We start from the raw sequence: 17,602 nt of genomic DNA on the forward strand, positions 1-17,602 counted from the left end.
GGTTTCCAAAAAGTGTAAAAAGAAGTTCTTATAAAGAACCTCTAATATGTAGTTGTGATGGGATCTCAATTTGCTCTTCAATTAGTTCCCCGGCAATAATCTCATAGAGAATTTCAGCTGAACGCTTTCCTATTTTAAACGGATCTTGATGAATCGTTGTGATTCCCGGTGTAATCAACTCTGCCCAGAACCAATCATCATATCCGCAGACACCGCACTCTTTCGGAAATTGAATACCTGCGTTCTGTAAGGTCGCAATCACCTCGTATAGCGCATTCCCGTTTGCCGCGAAAAATGCGGTCTTTTTATCCAACGAATGACTTTCCAAGTAGCTCGCTACCTGTTGCTCATTCTTGCGTATCTCAATCAGCTCGATTTCCATGTTATGCTCCATTGATTTGTGTTTCATCGCCTCATACCTTTCAAGGCGGACACTCAGATTATCAAGCGGTTCAGTCACATGGACAATTTTTTCATAACCTTTTTCAGCTATCAGCTCACCTAGTTGCTTCGTAATGCCATAGTTATTTGAACGAACCGTCGTCCATTTAAAGGTATTCAGTGATCGATCCAACAGCACAACAGGGATTCCTGCTTCTGATAAAATGGAGAAGCTTTCCAGTTGAGTTGCCACCGGCTGCAGCAAAATTCCTTCCACATTCTGATCCAACAGCTGAACCAAGGCGCGCTGTTCTTCCTCCGGCGAGTTATCGGTACTCATGATAATCATCTGATAACCCTTTTCTAAGCAAACCTCCTGTACAGCCTTGATAAGGTAAGAGGAATATAAGTTTTCTATATCGGCAACAATGATACCGATTAATGAGCTTCGTTTTGATTTCAGCTGTTGTGCCTGCTTGCTTGGACGATACTCAAGCTCTGCAATCACCTGTTCGATTTTCTTTTTTGTCTTCTCAGACATATGATTGTATTTTCCATTCAAATATCTGGAAATCGTTGCCTTTGAAACACCTGCTTTTGCGGCAACATCTGAAATCGTAATGTTTTCTTTCAATGTTTATTCACTCCTTGGGTACCGGTTTCCTTAATTCAATAGTAAGCGTTTTCTTTTATAAAAGCAACTGATTTTTTGGGAAAAGTGATTAAATAACTGATACTTTTGGAAATCGGTTTCTCTCTCGTTCTTTGCTCATTTTACTATAGAATAGAGGAAAATCGTTTAAGCTCTTAGCTTTTCATTGATACACTTTTCTGCCTGTTTATTTACTATGAAGAAAATAAAAAAACAGCCTCCCATCATTGGAAGAACTGTTTCAACGATAGGAAAACTGACAATATATCACAGAAAATTATCTCTATACTCGCCGATAATTGGGGTCATACTTATCTGTTTCAATATAGATATAAAGCTTTTTATCTGGAAGTGTCTGCCGAATCTCCCGCTCAATCGTGTTTACAACATCATAGGCGACATCTTCATAGACATCCTCCACATCGATCTTTGCAGCAACAAGAATTTCAGAGGGGCTAAGGTGAACGGTTTTAACATCTATTAGACGATCGACTTCATCACGAATAAATGCTTGCTTGATTTTGGTTAAATCACCGGCGGTTACACTTTCTCCAATAATCAAACTGTAGAATTCCTTTGCTAGAAAAACTGCTGCAAACATCAACAATAAACCAATCAGCAAACCACTAATCGCATCAAACATCGCAATCCCTGTAACCATCGTTGCAACTGTTCCTAAAAGTGCAATCAGCAAACCAATCACGGCACAGAAATCCTCTGTAAAAATAATCAAAATCTCACTATGGCGACTTTCACGTAGAAATCTCATCACAGATAGCTTTTCCGTATTCAATACCCGGATTTCCTTCATTGCAATGCGCAACGAGCTGCCCTCAACAATCATACCAAAGATTAATATACCAATAACCAGCCAGGGATTCTCAACATCATGGGATGGATGAAGCAGCTTTTCAATAGCTTCCATGACGCCTAGCGCACCACCACCAAAGAACAGCATAGTAGCCACGATTGTACTAAAGAAATACTTTGCTCGTCCTTCACCAAATTGATGAAGCTCACTTTGCCCGCGTCCGGCACGCTTGTTGCCAAATAATAGTAAAATTTGATTGCTGCAATCCACCACACTATGGATACTTTCATTGAGCATTGCCGCACTTCCGCTCAGTGCATACCCAACAAATTTACTGATTGCTACCAAAATATTTGCACCTAACGCAGCAAGTACCGCAAACATGCCATTCGATTGTTGTTCTGTCATGACCTGACCCCTCCGTTCTTTTCAATCGAATTATAGCACCACAAAAAAGTTTTGGAAAAGTATACACACTTTCAAATTTGCCGATTAGTATGGACTGTACCAACTAGTGTTGATTTGTTATTAGTAACGAAGATTATATCAGCGAGACATTTCTTAATGTCCAAAAAATATAGTCATAAGAATAAGGCTATGATAAACTTATTGCTATAGGAGTTTCAACATCAAGTAAATGAAATGGAAGGTGGAACATTATGGGACAATTAAAAAGTACATTATCTGTTGCTTCTCAGCAAGCGGACAGAATGTCTCAAGCATCAAACAAATTAGCTTCGGTTCAACACTCTAATTCTGAAGCAAGCCGAACAACGATTACAGGAAATACAAATGCCAGTCAAACCATCCAAAAAGCACAACAAGCAATTCAAAGTCTCGTTACTTCCTTTAATGGAGACATTGGTAATATTACTTCGGTTGCTTCTGAGTTTGCAAGAATCGATCAAGAACAGTCTAATACCTTCAATCCAATAGAGGACCTACGGTTGCCATGAGGAATGAAGAATTCGAGAAAGAGTCTCAGATACTGAAAGATTTGAGGATAACAGAAGAACAATTAGATGATATAGATAAGAAATTACGAGACTATACAGAACTGGAAGATTCGGTAAATGAAGCCTATTTTAAGGAAGAACAGTTCCTATCTCTTATTTTTGATTCATGGCACCATTCTGACTTAGCACCTATGTTGAATGAAATGGACGAAGATCAGCGTGAATCTAAGCGATACAGTAATGAGCGATTAGAAGAATACTCTCAGCAATTGCGACAAGAATATGAACAGTTAGTAGAGAAAGAAGAAGTGTTACAAAAAGAAAAAACAAAATTATCAACTAGTGAAAGGAATAATACGGATGTCACTTAACATGTATCTAGGGGAAGTAAGGAGTCAATCAAATAGTGCGATTCAACTGGCAAATGCTTATAATGGTGCTCTTGGCTCTATAACAGACAGTTGCCATTCATTTCTCAACGCCCCGTTATCAGGAAAAACATATGAATCTGCAAAAAGCTATTTTAATGCGGTTTATCCCCCATTAGTTAATGGACTAAAGATGATGTGTGAAGCATTGGCAGAGGCCCATCGTAGTTTCCCAGAAAAATTTGAATCTATGGTGGATAGCTGTGATGTTGAAGAAGAAAAACTCATCCAACAAATTGCTGATGGTGGTAACGTATTGAAAGCCCAATATGCAGCTATTGATGCCTTAGCAAAAGCAGAAGAAGCAGACCCACATATGGAAAAAAGTATTATGAGAACCCAAGCACTTATTGCAAAGCTTGAAGAAAAGCTAAAAAATCTAAGAGAATTTAACGCTAAATCTGCTTCAATCTTTTCAAACGTTGAATCGCTACAGGACATGGTAAATCAAGGACTAGCATCTGTTGGGAACAGCCAAGCATGGAATGCCAGCACTGGGACATTCGATATGAGTAGAGTCAATTTATCATGGACTAAACCGCTGAATGAGAAGTGGAAAGAGCATACAGAGAACAAAGAAAAAGAACTTGAAAAATATATGGACAAGCTTTCTGAACAGGAAAAAGCAGAATTGCAGGCTCAATTAGCAAATGCCAGTGAGAAAGAAAAAGCGAATGTTATTCAATCATTTTTTACAGAAAACGGAATGGGTATAGTTCAAGATGTGTCACTATCTGGAATTGAAGAATATTTCAATAACCACGGAGAGGCTATTGCCTCAAGGTTTTATAGTGCTAGCGCAAGAAATGTAGGTACAGAAATTGGATCAGCACTGCATATTGGTGGGTCTGTCTCTAAAAATCTAGGAAAAGCAATGCCGTTTATTGGGGCTGCTCTGGACTTTGGCAGCCAAGTAAATGACGGAGAAAATTTAGTTGATGCAACGAATAAAACTATTCTCCATGCCGTTTCGGGGGTTATTGTGGGGACTGTAATTGCAGGGACTTCAATCTCATTAGCTCCTGTATGGGTAGGTGTGGTTGCAACAGTTGCTGTAGGTTTTATTGCGAATACAGTAATTGACACAATTTATGATAACGCTCCAAGTATAATTGGAAAGGGTTTGGAATCAGCTGGTAATTTTTTTGGCAGTCTATTTAAATAGGAGGAAGAAGCATGACGGAGAAACAATACGTGCTTATCGGTCATAGAAACAATAAGACAGAAGTTATATTTTTTGACTTAATCAAGCAAAAATTTGTGATCAGACAAGATAAAAAGAATATAAATTTTGTAGGAGTAACTATCTTGGGTACTGCTATAATAAGCTTTCTATTTCGTCCCTTAAAACAAGTCTATATCTCAGAAAATTATATACTATGGTTAAGTATCGGTGCAGGAATAGGAGCAATATTGAGCGTTTTAGGAAGTAAAGCTATAACAAAATCAATTGAAAAACAAACATTTAAAAGCGTGAGTATTTCAATTGATGAAGTAGAGAGAATTGTGAATGAATCTGAAAAGATGATGAAATCTGATGTTGCAATAAAAATATTTTTATTGTTATTAATGTGTGTTTGTCCCATGGTGTTTTATTTTAGCAAAAATGCAGAATCTTTCTTGTTAATCCCTATAAGTATCGTACTATTTTTTGTATTGTCAGATTTTATGGATCATAAAAGAAGAAAGCAGTGTTTTAGAATGTTGAAAAATAGAAGTGAGATAGAGAGGAAAAAATGAAAATTTTACCAATAGGATCAATTATCCAACTAAGTAAAGAAAAAGAGCAGCTTCTAATGGTTACGTCTCGTTTCCCCTTATATAATAAACAAGGAGAAATCGGCTACTTTGATTATGCAGGCTGCCTATATCCACAGGGACAAACTTCACAAGAGAATTTCTTTTTCAACACTGAGGATATAGAGAAAGTATTATTTGAGGGTTTCATTAATGAAACCGAGAACGCGTTACAGCTACGCATTCATGAGGAGATTAAAAATATTACGTATCCGAAATTTGATTTTCCAGATTAACAAGTAGAAAAACAGCAGAGAATGATAACACTCATCTCTACTGTAATTTTTAAAAGAAAATGGCATGGGGCTAGTTCAAGATTTTTCTTTGTCAGCTATTGAGGAGTATTTCAACAAACACGGACAATCAATAGCTATGAGTTTCTATAATGCCAGTGCAAGAAATGTAGGAACAGAAATCGGTTCAGCACTGCATATAGGTGGAACAGTTTATAAGAACTTGGGGAAAGCAATGCCTGTAATTGGTTGTGCTATTGATTTTGTAAGACAGATTGCAGACGGAGAAAATGCTGTGGATGCAGTTAATAAAACCGCTATTCATGCAATGTCTGGTATCATAATTGGTATTGGGTTAAGTCTCTTTTTATCTGTAACTACTCCAACATTAATTGGTGTTGGCATTGGAATTATCATAGGAAGTGCTATAAATGAAAAATTGGATGCTTTGTACGATAATAAAGGAAAATTGTTTAGTTAGGAGAAGGAACATGTTCAAAAAAAGAGATATATTTTTGTTGGCAATAACAATGATAGAACAATAGCTCTATATTTTGATAGCAAAAATAAAAATTATGTCGAAAAATCTGGAAAATCATTTGGAAGTCTTGGAGGAGCAATCCTTATTGGTACGGTTATCATGCGGGAGCTACTTCAATCATTAGAAACAATTTTTCTTTCTGAAAATTATTTTTTTCTAATTAGTATCGGAATAGCAATATGTGCTATATTTAGCTTCTTAATGAAGCAAATAGGAATCCGTGCTGAAAAAGCAGATTCGTTTAAACAAACAGATATTTCTTCTATTGAGTTAAATGAATTTCTTGTCCAAGGAAGACGCTCAATTAAAGCTGGTATATGTTTATTAATATTACTTTTCATATTAATAATTGTTTATCTAATATATTTTTACTATGAAAAAAACGCTCGAAATTTTATTCAATTACTTTTGCTTATCCCTATTCTGTCATATATATGGGACATAATAAATTATCGACAACGAAAAAAGGTATTTAAAACACTGGAGGAAAGAAAATGACTATTTTACCAATAGGATCAATTATTCAATTAAGTAGAGAAAAAGAACAACTGCTAATGATTACGTCTCGTTTCCCTTTATATAATAAACAAGGAGCGATTGGCTATTTTGATTATGCAGGTTGTTTATACCCACAAGGTCAAACATCTCAGGAAAATTTCTTTTTTAATACTGAGGACATAGAAAAAGTATTGTTTGAAGGGTTCATCAACGACACAGAGAAGGATTTACAAATACGTATTCATGAGGAAATCAAGAATATTACTTATCCCAAATTTGATTTTCCAGATTAGCAAAGAAAAACCAGTAGAGAAAAGCAACCTCATCTCTACTGGTTTTTTGTTTTTTCTATTAATTTATTTTCCAGAACAGTTCTTTTGACTAATCCAACTCCACTTTTCCTGTATACAGCTGATAGTAAACACCTTTCTCAGCTAACAGGGCATCATGGGTCCCTCGTTCAATAATGCGGCCATGATCCATTACCATGATAACATCTGAGTTTTGGATGGTTGATAACCGATGGGCAATAACAAATACTGTTCTGCCATTCATCAAACGATCCATCCCCGCCTGAACGTGCTTCTCTGTTCGAGTATCAATACTTGAGGTTGCTTCATCCATAATCATCACGGGCGGATCAGCAATCGCTGCTCTGGCAATTGCCAATAGCTGCCGCTGTCCTTGAGACAAGCCTTCACCATCTCCGGTAATGACCGTATCATACTTATCAGGCAGATTATTAATGAACACCTCTGCATTTGCCAGCTGTGCCGCTTGGATGACATCGTCATCACTTGCATCCAGCTTACCATAACGGATATTTTCACGAATGGTTCCGGTAAACAAGTGCGTATCCTGTAAAACAATTCCTAATGAACGTCTTAAAGAATGCTTCTTGATTTTCTTCACATTAATGCCATCATAGCGGATTTTTCCTTCCTGAATATCGTAAAAACGATTAATCAGATTGGTAATCGTCGTTTTACCGGCACCTGTTGCACCAACAAAAGCGACCTTCTGTCCCGGTTCGGCATACAGCTGGATATCCTTCAGCACACGTTTATTTTCAACATAGCCAAAAGACACATCCTCAAAGCGGACATCTCCGGTCAGCTCTGTATAGGTTACTGTTCCATCCTCATGGGGGTGCTTCCACGCCCAAATCCCGGTCCGTGCTTCACTCTCTACCAGTTGGCCGTTTTCTCTCTTAACATTGACCAGTGTAACATAGCCATCATCCACTTCTGATTTTTCATCAAGAAGCTTGAAGATTCGGTCAGCTCCCGCAAGTGCCATAATAACAAAGTTAATTTGTTGCGACACTTGGCTGATTGGCATATTCAATGAACGACTCAGTTGAAGGAAAGAAGCAATCATCCCAATCGTCAGTCCGGAAATACCATAAACAGAGAACAATCCGCCGATAATTGCCAATAGAACATATTGAATATTCAATAGATTCATCATAATCGGCATTAAGCTATTGGCGTACTTATTCGCCTGCGTTGCACTTTCACGTAACGATTCATTGATTTCATTAAACTCATTGATAACTGTAGGCTCATGATTGAAAATCTTCACGACCTTTTGACCGTGCATCATTTCTTCAATGTACCCATTCACTCGACCTAAGTCTTTCTGCTGTTTTCCAAAGTATTTACCGCTTCGACCTGCAATTGTACGAATGGTCAGAATCATGATTCCAACAGAAACAATCACAATCAAAGTCAACGGCACACTGATAGAAAACATTGCGATAAAGACACTGATAAAGCTGACAATGGCAGCCAGCAGGTTCGGGATACTTTGAGAAATCATCTGACGCAAGGTATCGGTATCATTAGTAAAATGACTCATGATATCCCCATCAGAGTTTGAATCAAAATAGCCGATTGGCAAAGTTTCCATATGAGTAAACATCTGGTCTCGAATTTCTTTTTGCGTACCTTCACTGATACGCACCATAATCAAGTTATAAAGCAGGTTGGAGATAACCCCCATCGCATAGATAAAGGCCATCGTTGTAATTGCCTTCAAAAGACTTGAAAAATTAGGATTCGATTGCCCCAGCAACGGTGTGATATGGTCATCAATTACGACCTGAAGAAACAGTGAGCCACGTACATTGGCATAGGTACTGAGTAAAATGAAAATCATGACTAGAGCCAGTTGAACCTTATATTTTTTTACCATATAAGAAAACAAACGTCTTAAGGTTTTTAAAGGATTTTGAGGGCCGCGAGCGCCTTTTTTCGGATCATTACGCATCATCTTCACCAAACCCTTTCTGTTGAGATTCATAGACTTCCTGATAAATTTCATTCGTTGCCAGCAATTCATCATGTGTGCCGATTGCATTAATCATCCCTTTGTCCATCACAATGATTCGATCAGAGTCTTGAACAGAGGAAACACGCTGCCCAATGATAAAGGTCGTTGTTCCGGGAATTTCCTTACGCATTCCTTCACGAATCAGGCGGTCTGTTTTCGTATCAACCGCACTGGTTGAATCATCCATAATCAATATCTTCGGTTGTTTCAAAAGTGCTCTGGCAATACACAAACGCTGTTTCTGACCACCGGAAACGTTATTCCCGCCTTGAGAAATCATCGTATCGTATTTATCCGGAAACTCCTGAATGAAACTATCCGCCTGAGCAATTTTACACACGCGAATCAAGTCCTCATCCGTTGCATCTTCATTTCCCCAGCGCAGATTTTCTTTGATTGTTCCAGTAAACAGAACGTTGTTTTGCAGCACCATACTTACCTGGTCACGAAGTGTTTTCAAGTCGTACTCTCTTACATCGTGTCCACCAACCTCAATGACCCCTTCCGTCACATCATATAGTCGCGGAATCAACTGAACCATTGTCGATTTAGAGCTTCCTGTACCACCGACAATTCCGATTACTTCACCAGCCTTAATTGTCATATTGGCATGCATTAACGCCAGCTTCTCCGGATCATTGGCATAGCTGAAGCAAACATCTTTAAAGGTCACTGTGCCATTGGGTACATCAAACAATGGGTGATCATTATTTTTCAAATCACTTTCTTCTGACAATACTTCTGTTACACGTTCTGCTGAAGTACGTGCAATAATCACCATCACAAATACCATAGAAAGCATATTCAAGCTCATTAGAATCTGCATCGTATAAGTGAACATACTGATTAGCTCACCGGTTGTCAATGTACTGCCAACAACGAACTTGGCACCTAACCAAGAAATCAGCAGCATACAAGTATACACTGCAAACTGTAAAATCGGATTATTGAAGGCAACGATACTTTGGGCACGAGAGAAATTTTTGTAGATGTCTTTAGAAACATCTTTAAATTTATCGTCTTCAAAATCTTCTCTCACATAGGATTTCACTACTCGAATTCCCTGCAGATTCTCCTGTACAACATTATTCAGCTTATCGTAAATACGAAAAACTTTTTCAAAAATTGGGTGAGCAAAATAAATAACCAAAGCTAAACCTATCAATAAAAATGGCACAACTGCTAAATAGATAATAGACAAATCTTGATTAATTTTGAATGCCATCGCCAATGAGAAGATGAAAATTAGCGGGCTTCGGACAAGTAAACGAATAATCATTTGGTAGGCATTTTGTATATTTGTCACATCCGTCGTCATCCGTGTGATTAAACTGGATGTAGAGAAACGATCAATATTTGAAAATGAAAAGCCTTGTATTTTTTCAAACAGGTTTCCCCGAAGATTCTTGGCGAAACCAGCCGATGCCACAGCTGCGTAACGACCGGACATTGCTCCAAAAAATAACGCAATAACGGCACAAACAAACAGGAGCGCCCCATACATCAAAATGGCATTTGTATCGCCCTTTTCTATTCCTTTATCAATCATCATTGCCATAATCAGAGGAATAATAATATCTAATGCTACTTCTCCTGTTACATAAAGGGGAGTAATCAGACTTTCTTTTTTATACTCACCAACATTAGCAAGTAATTTTTTTATCATGCATCTCGCCTGCCTTCCTTATCAATATCTATGCTTTTACTATTCTCAGACAGTGTATCAAGCAGTCTGAAAAATACATCAAGCTCATCTTCCGAAATTCCCTCTATCAATAAACGATCAAACCGCTGCAGTTTACTGATATTTTCGTTGACCTTTTGCTGCCCCTGCTCCGTTAAAAAAATCGCCTTCAAGCGATTGTCATCCTTACAGCATTGCCGTTCAATCAGCTGCCGCTTCTCCAAACGTTGTAAAATTCCCGTGGCTGTCGAGCGGCGAATATCGAATTCCTGCTCAATATCCTTCTGATACACAGGCACCTCTTCACGATTTTTGCGATGAATAAAATTCAACACACGCATTTGGGTGGCAGAAGAAGGATCTCCCTCTTCCTTCAGAAGCTCTCCAACCTTCCGATTCAATTCATTGGCCAGTATTCTGACACGTAGCGATACTTTTCTATTCATCCTGCTTCCCCTCACAAATAGTTCGTTGCCTAACTATTCTACGATAAATAACTGGAAAAGGTCAAGGAAAATTTCTGAAAAACATTCGTTATTTCATTTTCACCCCTCTATTCACTTCCTTCATTTTATCAAAGGAACCGGCTTTCTTAAACGATACTGCTCTAGCTGATTTTTCTCTATTAATAGTGTCCATTTTTTTCAAGACTAATTCTTTGACAAAAAATCAAACAAGGCTATACTATGACTTATCAATTGTTGACAAGTCATATATCGAGAGGAGGAGACACAATGACTGCTGATGCAACCTTCAGTGATATTTTTTTCTTGTTAAAACAAGCAGACCTGCATATTACCCAGCTTTTTGAAGCGCAGATGAACATTAGTCTGACTAGGTATGAGCTATTGCTTCAGCTGAAAAAACAAGATTATGTCACACAACGAACCCTTCAGGAAAAACTAAAGATTGATCAGGCAGCTATCACCAGACACCTGAAAATTCTGGAGGATAAGGGCTACATCATTCGTGAAAGAAATACAGAAAACAAACGGGAGGTCATCGTTCATTTAAGCGATCAGGGAAATCACATCCTCCACTCCTGTGACAGCAGTAAAGCTGAATTGATACAAACACTGTTTAAAGGCTACTCTAAGGAACAACTGCAACTGCTTCAACAATTCTTGAGCGACTTCAACCAACGCGCAGAAGCCGTTTCGAACACAATTGAAAAGAGAAAGGAAATGATTGAATGACTTCATTCACAAATAATGATTTTTCAGATTTATTCACAAATCGCCGCTCTGTACGTGCGTACGATCCATCCGTAAAAATTTCAAAAGAGGAAATGGAACAGATGCTAGTTGAGGCAGCTACAGCGCCTTCTTCTGTTAATATGCAGCCATGGCGCTTCGTCATCGTCGAATCAGATGAAGGAAAAGAAAAGCTGAAACCGTTAATCCGTTTCAATACAACTCAAAACGAAACTTCCTCTGCTATGATTCTGATTTTTGGCGATCTGAACTGCTATGAATATGGAGAAGAAATCTACAATACAGCCGTTGAAGTGGGTAAAATGCCAGCTGAAGTAAGAGACCATCAGTTAGCAGCGATTCTGCCTTACTATCAAAGCTTTTCAAAAGAGAAAATGAATGATGTAGTCAAAATCGACAGCAGCCTTTTCGCCATGCAGCTGATGCTGGTGGCACGCGCACATGGTTATGATACCAACGCTATCGGTGGATTTGAAGCCGATCAGCTGGCAGCAGCCTTTGATCTTGATCCGGAACGTTATGTCCCTGTATTGATTCTTTCGATTGGTAAAGCTGCAGAAACCGGCTACGAATCCTTCCGTCTGAATCCTGAGAAATTTACAACTTGGAAATAAGCTAGGAGGAAAAGGTCATGCCACTATCATTGATACCCACACTATTGATTAGCATTGTTGCTTTGGAGCATCTTTATATCATGTATTTAGAAACCTTCGCCACAGCTTCTAAAAAAACATCAGAAACATTTGGTGTGTCAACTCAAGAACTACGTACGCCAACGATTTCTGTACTATTGAAAAATCAGGGAATCTATAATGGCATGCTGGCATTGGGCCTTATCTACAGCCTATTTTTTGCCTCTGCTCCCTTGGAAATGGTCACCGTTTTTCTGCTCATTATTGTTGCAGTTGCTTTATATGGCGGCTTCACCAGCTCCAAATCGATTATTTTCAAACAAGGCGGACCAGCAATACTGGCACTGCTAAGCCTTTTATTATTCAATTAGAAAAAAACGAGCGCCTCCTCTTAAAAGGAAATACGCTCGTTTTTTATTGCTTTATTCAACAACCGTCCACTCGTTGATTGTCTTTCCATCTTTATCAAACATTTCCAGCCAGCTATTGGTACCACCGAAGTAAAGGAATAAACCGACCTCATTGACACTCTTCAATATAATGTCCTCTGTTGTTTTAAAGTCCTTTACCTGACTCGCATGATCGGCTCTGATTTTCTCCCCCATTTTCGCTGAAAAACCCAGAGAGCCATCTTTATTCAAAGGAGCGTTTTTCATCATCTGAGCACCGGCTTTTAACAGCATCTCATTTCTTTTTTGCCAAATCACTGTCGCCTTACTTTCTCTCGTATCAATGAAGAATTCAACCTCACTGACTGCTTTGCTCCAACGATGTCTTGCCTTTGCCGGCTTCGGCTTGCTTTCTTTTACTTCCAGCTGCTTAGCCGGTTGCAGTTCATAACCAAAGGTCTGCAGTACTGTTATAAGCTCAGCGCCATAAGCAGCCACAGCTTTTTTTCTATTAGCTGGAACTTTTGCTTTATCCCTCGTTGTTTCTAACACCAAGCCATTCTTCTCCGCTTCAGCTGTCAAAAACTGCGCCAGATAATGAGGCTCAATTTCCCAAGAAGGTGTGATAGCAATGATGCCGTTCACCTTTTCCTTTGTTGTTGGCAGCTGTCCATCTATCTGTTCAACACCAACAATTGTCCGTCCATTTAAAAGAAGAGAAACTGCGGATTGCTTCGGCAAGCTTTCCTTCTGCTCCATTTTTATAATTTCAATTGTACCATTGTCATTATCTAGCTGAATTGTTGTTCTATTTTCTTCGATTTGCACATTTAGTTTGATTCCCATCATTCTCCCACTCCTTATTTCTCTTTACAATCATTATAAGAGACGCCGATGAATAACACGAACAATTTGATTATCTATCGAAATAAGTGCAACAGATAGAAGAATTTTCTTTATTGGCATAACAAAAATCTATTTATTTTCTTTGCCTTTCTGGCTCTGTTGATTTTTCAAAAACAGAGAATCGACTAAGCCATTTTCTTTGGTCATACATAGACAAAACCAAGCCTACAGCAATAAAGTTAGCCAGATAAGCTGTACCACCTTGACTTAGAAACGGAAGCGGAATGCCCGTCAATGGAAGAAGTCCTACTGCTGCACCTATATTTTCAATGATATGAAACAAGAAATACATGACCACACCTGTTGTAACGTAGGCATAGAATTCTTTATTCGCCTGCATGGTACAAATAAGCATTTGGTAAATGAGATAAAAAAACAATAGCAAAAGCAATGTAGCTCCAAAGAAACCAAATGCCTCTCCGATAACCGTAAATATCATATCTGATTCACGAACAGGAACATAGACCTCAAGCTCTGTCAGCCCCTTTCCGAACAGTCCACCTGAACCAATGGCAGTCAGACCCCTTGCCTGTTGATACCCGATGCCATCCGCATATTCAAAGGGATGGAGCCACACCTCTACCCGTTGAAATTGATAGGGTTGAAAATGAAGCAGCTTGAGCAGCTTTTGCCCTTGTTCCGTAAGAATCATCAAAATCGCACTGGCGCCCAGTACACTGAGCACACCAAATCCCGTGCCTAAAATTTTCCACGAGCACCCTGAAACCACCAACATACCTGCAAAAATGGACAGAAAAACCAAGCTTGTGCCAAAGTCCTTTTGATAAAACATTAACAGCCAAACCGGCAAACTAACAGCCAGCATCTTGGAGAGTAGTTTTAAATCTGCTTTCATGACTGTTTCAGTATCGTCAATTTTTCTTCGATCAGTAGTAATGATTAGGGCAAGCATTAGAATATAGCCTATCTTCATAAATTCCGAAGGTTGGAAGGTTAGCGGTCCTAATCGCAACCATCTTCGGGTGTTGGTGACTGAAGCCATGACAGGATCATAAAATCGAAGCAAAAGCATCATCAATACCAGACTGCCTCCGTAAATAAAAGGAGTAGCTTTCCATAAAAATCGAAGCGGAATACATAGCATGACCAACATACTTACTACGCCAAGGACTGTCCATAAAATCTGTTTCCAGAGTAAGGGTCCACTATCAATAATAGCTGGATCTGCTTCAAAAGCCCCATACTGTGCAACAAATCCTACGAGCACCAATAAAAATACCGGCAGTAATAAGGCATAATTCATCCACTCATTTTTTTCTCTTTCCATGTCCTATTCCTCCTCCGATAGCTAACGACTGCTCTCTCAGTTCTGTTGCTCGTGCATTCAAGGCGATTCCTAAAACGATACTCAATATCAATAAGCTAGAACCACCATAGCTTAAAAAGGGAAAAGTCACGCCTGTCAGCGGTATATACCCCAGCAAACTACTAACATTAACCGCGACCTGAAGCAATAGGATTGTCCCGCAGCCAAGAAATAATTGTGAATGGTAGAGATTTTTTGAACGAATAGACAGCTGATAAAGTCGAATGACCATAAAAAATACAAGAAGCAGAAGAAAAAGTCCACCAAATAATCCCAATTCCTCAATTGCTGTCGCAAAAATATAATCGGTATCTGAAGCAGGTAGGAAGCCCTTCTTTTGAATACTATTGCCTAATCCGCGACCAAACAAACCGCCATTGTAAATGGCATAATAAGCGCTGGCCGATTGATGACCAATCCCCGTCGGATCAATAAACGGATTTTCCATTACTTTGAAACGAGTAATCAAATACGAAAATTTATCCGGCAGCCAGTCAACTGAACCGCTCAAGAGTAAACGACTTAAGCCCTCTCTAACACCAACAAATCCAACAATAGGAACAAGAGTGAAGTAAGGCGACAGACCACTTGCCAGCAGCATGGTTAACACAAGCAGGAAAATCATTGCTCCTGCTGCGAGATTCGGCTGCAAGCTCACCAAAATAATAAATAGCAGGCACAAAACGAGCGCCTTTTTGTAATAGTCAAATGAGAATGATTCCTCAGCAGGACGATTCGAAGTAATCCTGCTAAAGTACAAAAGTAAGGTCAGCGGAACCAACTCAGAGGGTTGAAAAATCATAAATCCTAAGTTAATCCACCGCACTGCACCACCGGCTCGGACACCTTTACTCAGCGTAAACAACAAAAGAAAAAACGTCAGGCTCATCAATAAAAAGAGAAAACCTTTACTCCTGAAAATCGATAATTTTATCTGATAGACGGCAAATAAGCAGACGAGGCTTACGGCAAAGGAAGATAATTGTTTCCACCCCTTACTGCCTATACTTAACTCGTTAAGCATCAGTTGATACGAGCTGGCACTATAAACTAACAGAATCCCGGCTATACATAAAATGAGATAGGGCAGTAACAAACTCCATTCTATATAGAATCGCTTTGCAGGCCATTTCATTGCCCTTCTCCATTAGCTAAAAATGCCTCGATTGCCAAACGATTTTCCCATGCATCGATTTCCAGCACACTCCCTGAAGGTGTATAGTCATTAAATGACCAACTGCCCTCAACCGGTACAGACAGCGTCTGCAGTTCCTTAATTTGTCCGAATAGAAAGTTTTTACCAACGTCCAATAAAATATCATAAGGAACATCCGTATCAACATACCCAATTGCTTCTCCCAGTAAACGCGGCAGCTGAGTAATTGGCAATCCGCTTTTTGCCTGTTTAATTAGGCAATCGGCAACCTGCTGTTGACGCCGTACCCTCCCAAAATCGCCTTCTTCATCCATTCTAAACCTTGCATATTGCAGCAACGTATTGCCGTCCATGATTTGTTCTCCCGGTTCAATTTCCACACCGTCCAATTCGAGTGCTGTCTCAGCATTAACCTGAACCCCATCAGGGAAAAAGTCATCAATCAGCTTAGTGAATATATTGAAATCTATCGCTGCATAATAATTGATTGGCAAGCCAAAGGTTTCATTCAATACATCTTTTGTTAGCCCAGCTCCTCCATAAGCATAGGCCGCATTGATTTTATCCATACCAACTCCCGGAACATCTACGTATGCATCCCTCATAATGGAGAGTACCTTCGGCTCTTTGGTAGCTGTATTATAATTTGCGACCATCAAGGTATCGGCTCTTCCACCGTCTTCATCCTCATCCCGCCCATCATCACCAATAAGCAATATGGTAATCTCTCCTGTCTCAGTACGTTCGTCTCCTGAAAAGGATTCATTTTTCTTTGTATTTACTTGTGTTTGTGATTGCCGTTTTCCCTTATGAAAACTGATAACCGAATAACAAAAAATCATCATCCCTACTAAAACAAACGAAAGTATACCCGTTACCAGCCATTTCCACAGTTTGTTCATTTCCAATCCCTCACTTTTCAACTATTGATACATCTTTCACTGAATCAAAAACCTGCACTAACGATACACACTCTTCTGCCATCGATAGAAATATCATGCTGCGCCATCCTCTTCTCCATATCAAAAAGCTTTTATAAAAGCAAAAAACACTTTCATATGAGAAGGATCAACGAAAGTGTTCATGGAAAATACACGCATGACTGAACAGACAATTGTCTGCCATTCAACGACACTTGATTTTCTCTTCGTTGAGTTTTAGCACTATACAACGTAAAAAGCGGATGCTTTTAGCTGCTTTTTGAAAAGCCTTAATTCGACAATCCCTGTTCTACCCATTACTGTCTTTCGACAAATTTGAGCAGCAGCCTGTGTTTGTATAGGAGCCTCACCTAACAAGTCATTCAATTCATCACAAAATATAGAATGTCTGGCGTCAGAAGTCAACAGAGCAAATGATAAATAGATACAACCTATCACCCTAAAACAACAATTGTTATTTTTAAGGATCATTGCAACCACAACTTTAAGGTGTGCCTAACTTTTAAAAAAAGAAGAAATAATTGCCAATAAACCTTTACGATTACTTAATCATTTCTTTAGCTCTTCTTAATAAAACAATCGCTGTTCCTCTGATTTTACCTATACTCATATCTATCATAATCTTAATCCGTATGGTTATTTTATAGGCAAATATTTGTTCTTCTTCCTCCAAAAAAATTATGTCCATTACGCATTTTCACGACAACCTCTCATTTAGGCTA

20 protein-coding genes and 1 riboswitch are annotated in these 17,602 nt (G+C 38.9%); of the genes, 10 read left to right on the forward strand and 10 right to left on the reverse strand.

Translation table 11 applies throughout. The annotated features are described in order from the left end of the window. Window positions 1-28: 28 nt before the first annotated feature. Window positions 29-1,015, reverse strand: a complete 987-nt coding sequence (locus tag IW510_RS12985) for a LacI family DNA-binding transcriptional regulator (protein WP_202060332.1) — start codon at window positions 1,013-1,015, stop codon at window positions 29-31. 301 nt (window positions 1,016-1,316) lie between these two features. After that, window positions 1,317-2,252, reverse strand: coding sequence for a cation diffusion facilitator family transporter (locus IW510_RS12990; RefSeq protein ID WP_202060334.1), 936 nt, complete (start codon window positions 2,250-2,252; stop codon window positions 1,317-1,319). Between the two features lie 251 nt (window positions 2,253-2,503). On the opposite strand from IW510_RS12990, the gene IW510_RS12995 reads away from it, so the two are divergent. The 7 genes from IW510_RS12995 (at window position 2,504) to IW510_RS13025 (ending at window position 6,590) form a co-directional block, all read left to right on the forward strand. Then, on the forward strand, window positions 2,504-2,800 hold the full coding sequence (locus IW510_RS12995) for a TIGR04197 family type VII secretion effector (protein ID WP_202060336.1): 297 nt from the start codon (window positions 2,504-2,506) through the stop codon (window positions 2,798-2,800). Next, window positions 2,797-3,171, forward strand: a complete 375-nt coding sequence (locus IW510_RS13000) for a DUF3958 family protein (RefSeq protein ID WP_202060338.1) — start codon at window positions 2,797-2,799, stop codon at window positions 3,169-3,171. The genes IW510_RS12995 and IW510_RS13000 overlap by 4 nt, the downstream gene beginning before the upstream one ends. Before the next feature lies 1 nt (window position 3,172). Continuing rightward, complete coding sequence (locus IW510_RS13005) at window positions 3,173-4,393, forward strand: T7SS effector LXG polymorphic toxin (protein ID WP_202060340.1); 1,221 nt, start codon at window positions 3,173-3,175, stop codon at window positions 4,391-4,393. 11 nt (window positions 4,394-4,404) lie between these two features. Further along, complete coding sequence (locus IW510_RS13010) at window positions 4,405-4,968, forward strand: hypothetical protein (RefSeq protein WP_202060342.1); 564 nt, start codon at window positions 4,405-4,407, stop codon at window positions 4,966-4,968. Beyond that, a complete protein-coding gene (locus tag IW510_RS13015) occupies window positions 4,965-5,261 on the forward strand; it encodes a DUF4176 domain-containing protein (protein ID WP_202060344.1) in 297 nt (98 codons plus the stop codon). The genes IW510_RS13010 and IW510_RS13015 overlap by 4 nt, the downstream gene beginning before the upstream one ends. Window positions 5,262-5,325: 64 nt before the next feature. Continuing rightward, the gene (locus tag IW510_RS13020; RefSeq protein WP_202060346.1) at window positions 5,326-5,739 is read left to right on the forward strand and encodes a hypothetical protein; all 414 of its coding nucleotides are present in this window, start codon (window positions 5,326-5,328) and stop codon (window positions 5,737-5,739) included. A gap of 554 nt (window positions 5,740-6,293) precedes the next feature. Continuing rightward, a complete protein-coding gene (locus tag IW510_RS13025; RefSeq protein ID WP_202060348.1) occupies window positions 6,294-6,590 on the forward strand; it encodes a DUF4176 domain-containing protein in 297 nt (98 codons plus the stop codon). Window positions 6,591-6,678: 88 nt separating this feature from the next. Here IW510_RS13025 and IW510_RS13030 read toward each other — a convergent pair whose 3' ends face one another. Genes IW510_RS13030 through IW510_RS13040 form a run of 3 tightly spaced genes read right to left on the reverse strand, consistent with a single transcriptional unit; the run spans window position 6,679 to window position 10,761 of the window. Continuing rightward, on the reverse strand, window positions 6,679-8,571 hold the full coding sequence (locus IW510_RS13030; protein ID WP_202060540.1) for an ABC transporter ATP-binding protein: 1,893 nt from the start codon (window positions 8,569-8,571) through the stop codon (window positions 6,679-6,681). Beyond that, entirely contained in the window at window positions 8,561-10,297 is a 1,737-nt protein-coding gene (locus IW510_RS13035; RefSeq protein WP_202060350.1) for an ABC transporter ATP-binding protein, read from the reverse strand. Before IW510_RS13035 ends, IW510_RS13030 begins: the two co-directional genes overlap by 11 nt. Beyond that, window positions 10,294-10,761 carry a MarR family winged helix-turn-helix transcriptional regulator gene (locus tag IW510_RS13040; RefSeq protein ID WP_202060352.1) on the reverse strand — a complete coding sequence of 156 codons (468 nt, stop codon included), beginning with the start codon at window positions 10,759-10,761 and terminating at the stop codon, window positions 10,294-10,296. Before IW510_RS13040 ends, IW510_RS13035 begins: the two co-directional genes overlap by 4 nt. A 288-nt stretch (window positions 10,762-11,049) precedes the next feature. On the opposite strand from IW510_RS13040, the gene IW510_RS13045 reads away from it, so the two are divergent. From IW510_RS13045 to IW510_RS13055, 3 genes are read left to right on the forward strand one after another with little or no spacing between them, the layout of a single operon-like run. After that, complete coding sequence (locus IW510_RS13045; protein ID WP_202060354.1) at window positions 11,050-11,511, forward strand: MarR family winged helix-turn-helix transcriptional regulator; 462 nt, start codon at window positions 11,050-11,052, stop codon at window positions 11,509-11,511. Then, window positions 11,508-12,143 carry a nitroreductase family protein gene (locus IW510_RS13050; protein ID WP_202060356.1) on the forward strand — a complete coding sequence of 212 codons (636 nt, stop codon included), beginning with the start codon at window positions 11,508-11,510 and terminating at the stop codon, window positions 12,141-12,143. Before IW510_RS13045 ends, IW510_RS13050 begins: the two co-directional genes overlap by 4 nt. A 17-nt stretch (window positions 12,144-12,160) precedes the next feature. Beyond that, the gene (locus IW510_RS13055; protein ID WP_202060358.1) at window positions 12,161-12,532 is read left to right on the forward strand and encodes a DUF1304 domain-containing protein; all 372 of its coding nucleotides are present in this window, start codon (window positions 12,161-12,163) and stop codon (window positions 12,530-12,532) included. Between the two features lie 51 nt (window positions 12,533-12,583). Here IW510_RS13055 and IW510_RS13060 read toward each other — a convergent pair whose 3' ends face one another. From IW510_RS13060 to IW510_RS13080, 5 genes are all read right to left on the reverse strand, one after another. After that, window positions 12,584-13,399 carry a hypothetical protein gene (locus tag IW510_RS13060; protein WP_236674745.1) on the reverse strand — a complete coding sequence of 272 codons (816 nt, stop codon included), beginning with the start codon at window positions 13,397-13,399 and terminating at the stop codon, window positions 12,584-12,586. A 130-nt stretch (window positions 13,400-13,529) separates the two neighbouring features. After that, the gene (locus tag IW510_RS13065; protein WP_202060360.1) at window positions 13,530-14,744 is read right to left on the reverse strand and encodes an FtsW/RodA/SpoVE family cell cycle protein; all 1,215 of its coding nucleotides are present in this window, start codon (window positions 14,742-14,744) and stop codon (window positions 13,530-13,532) included. Next, window positions 14,725-15,918, reverse strand: coding sequence for an FtsW/RodA/SpoVE family cell cycle protein (locus IW510_RS13070; RefSeq protein ID WP_202060362.1), 1,194 nt, complete (start codon window positions 15,916-15,918; stop codon window positions 14,725-14,727). Before IW510_RS13070 ends, IW510_RS13065 begins: the two co-directional genes overlap by 20 nt. Beyond that, window positions 15,915-16,841, reverse strand: coding sequence for an LCP family protein (locus tag IW510_RS13075; RefSeq protein ID WP_202060364.1), 927 nt, complete (start codon window positions 16,839-16,841; stop codon window positions 15,915-15,917). Before IW510_RS13075 ends, IW510_RS13070 begins: the two co-directional genes overlap by 4 nt. 234 nt (window positions 16,842-17,075) lie before the next feature. Further along, window positions 17,076-17,245, reverse strand: a riboswitch (M-box (ykoK) riboswitch). A 176-nt stretch (window positions 17,246-17,421) separates the two neighbouring features. Further along, window positions 17,422-17,568: a hypothetical protein gene (locus tag IW510_RS13080; protein WP_202060366.1), complete on the reverse strand. Its 147-nt coding sequence runs from the start codon at window positions 17,566-17,568 to the stop codon at window positions 17,422-17,424. Window positions 17,569-17,602 lie beyond the last annotated feature (34 nt).

This window comes from Enterococcus sp. BWR-S5 (genome assembly GCF_016745255.1).
In the GTDB taxonomy this organism is placed as follows: domain Bacteria; phylum Bacillota; class Bacilli; order Lactobacillales; family Enterococcaceae; genus Enterococcus_L.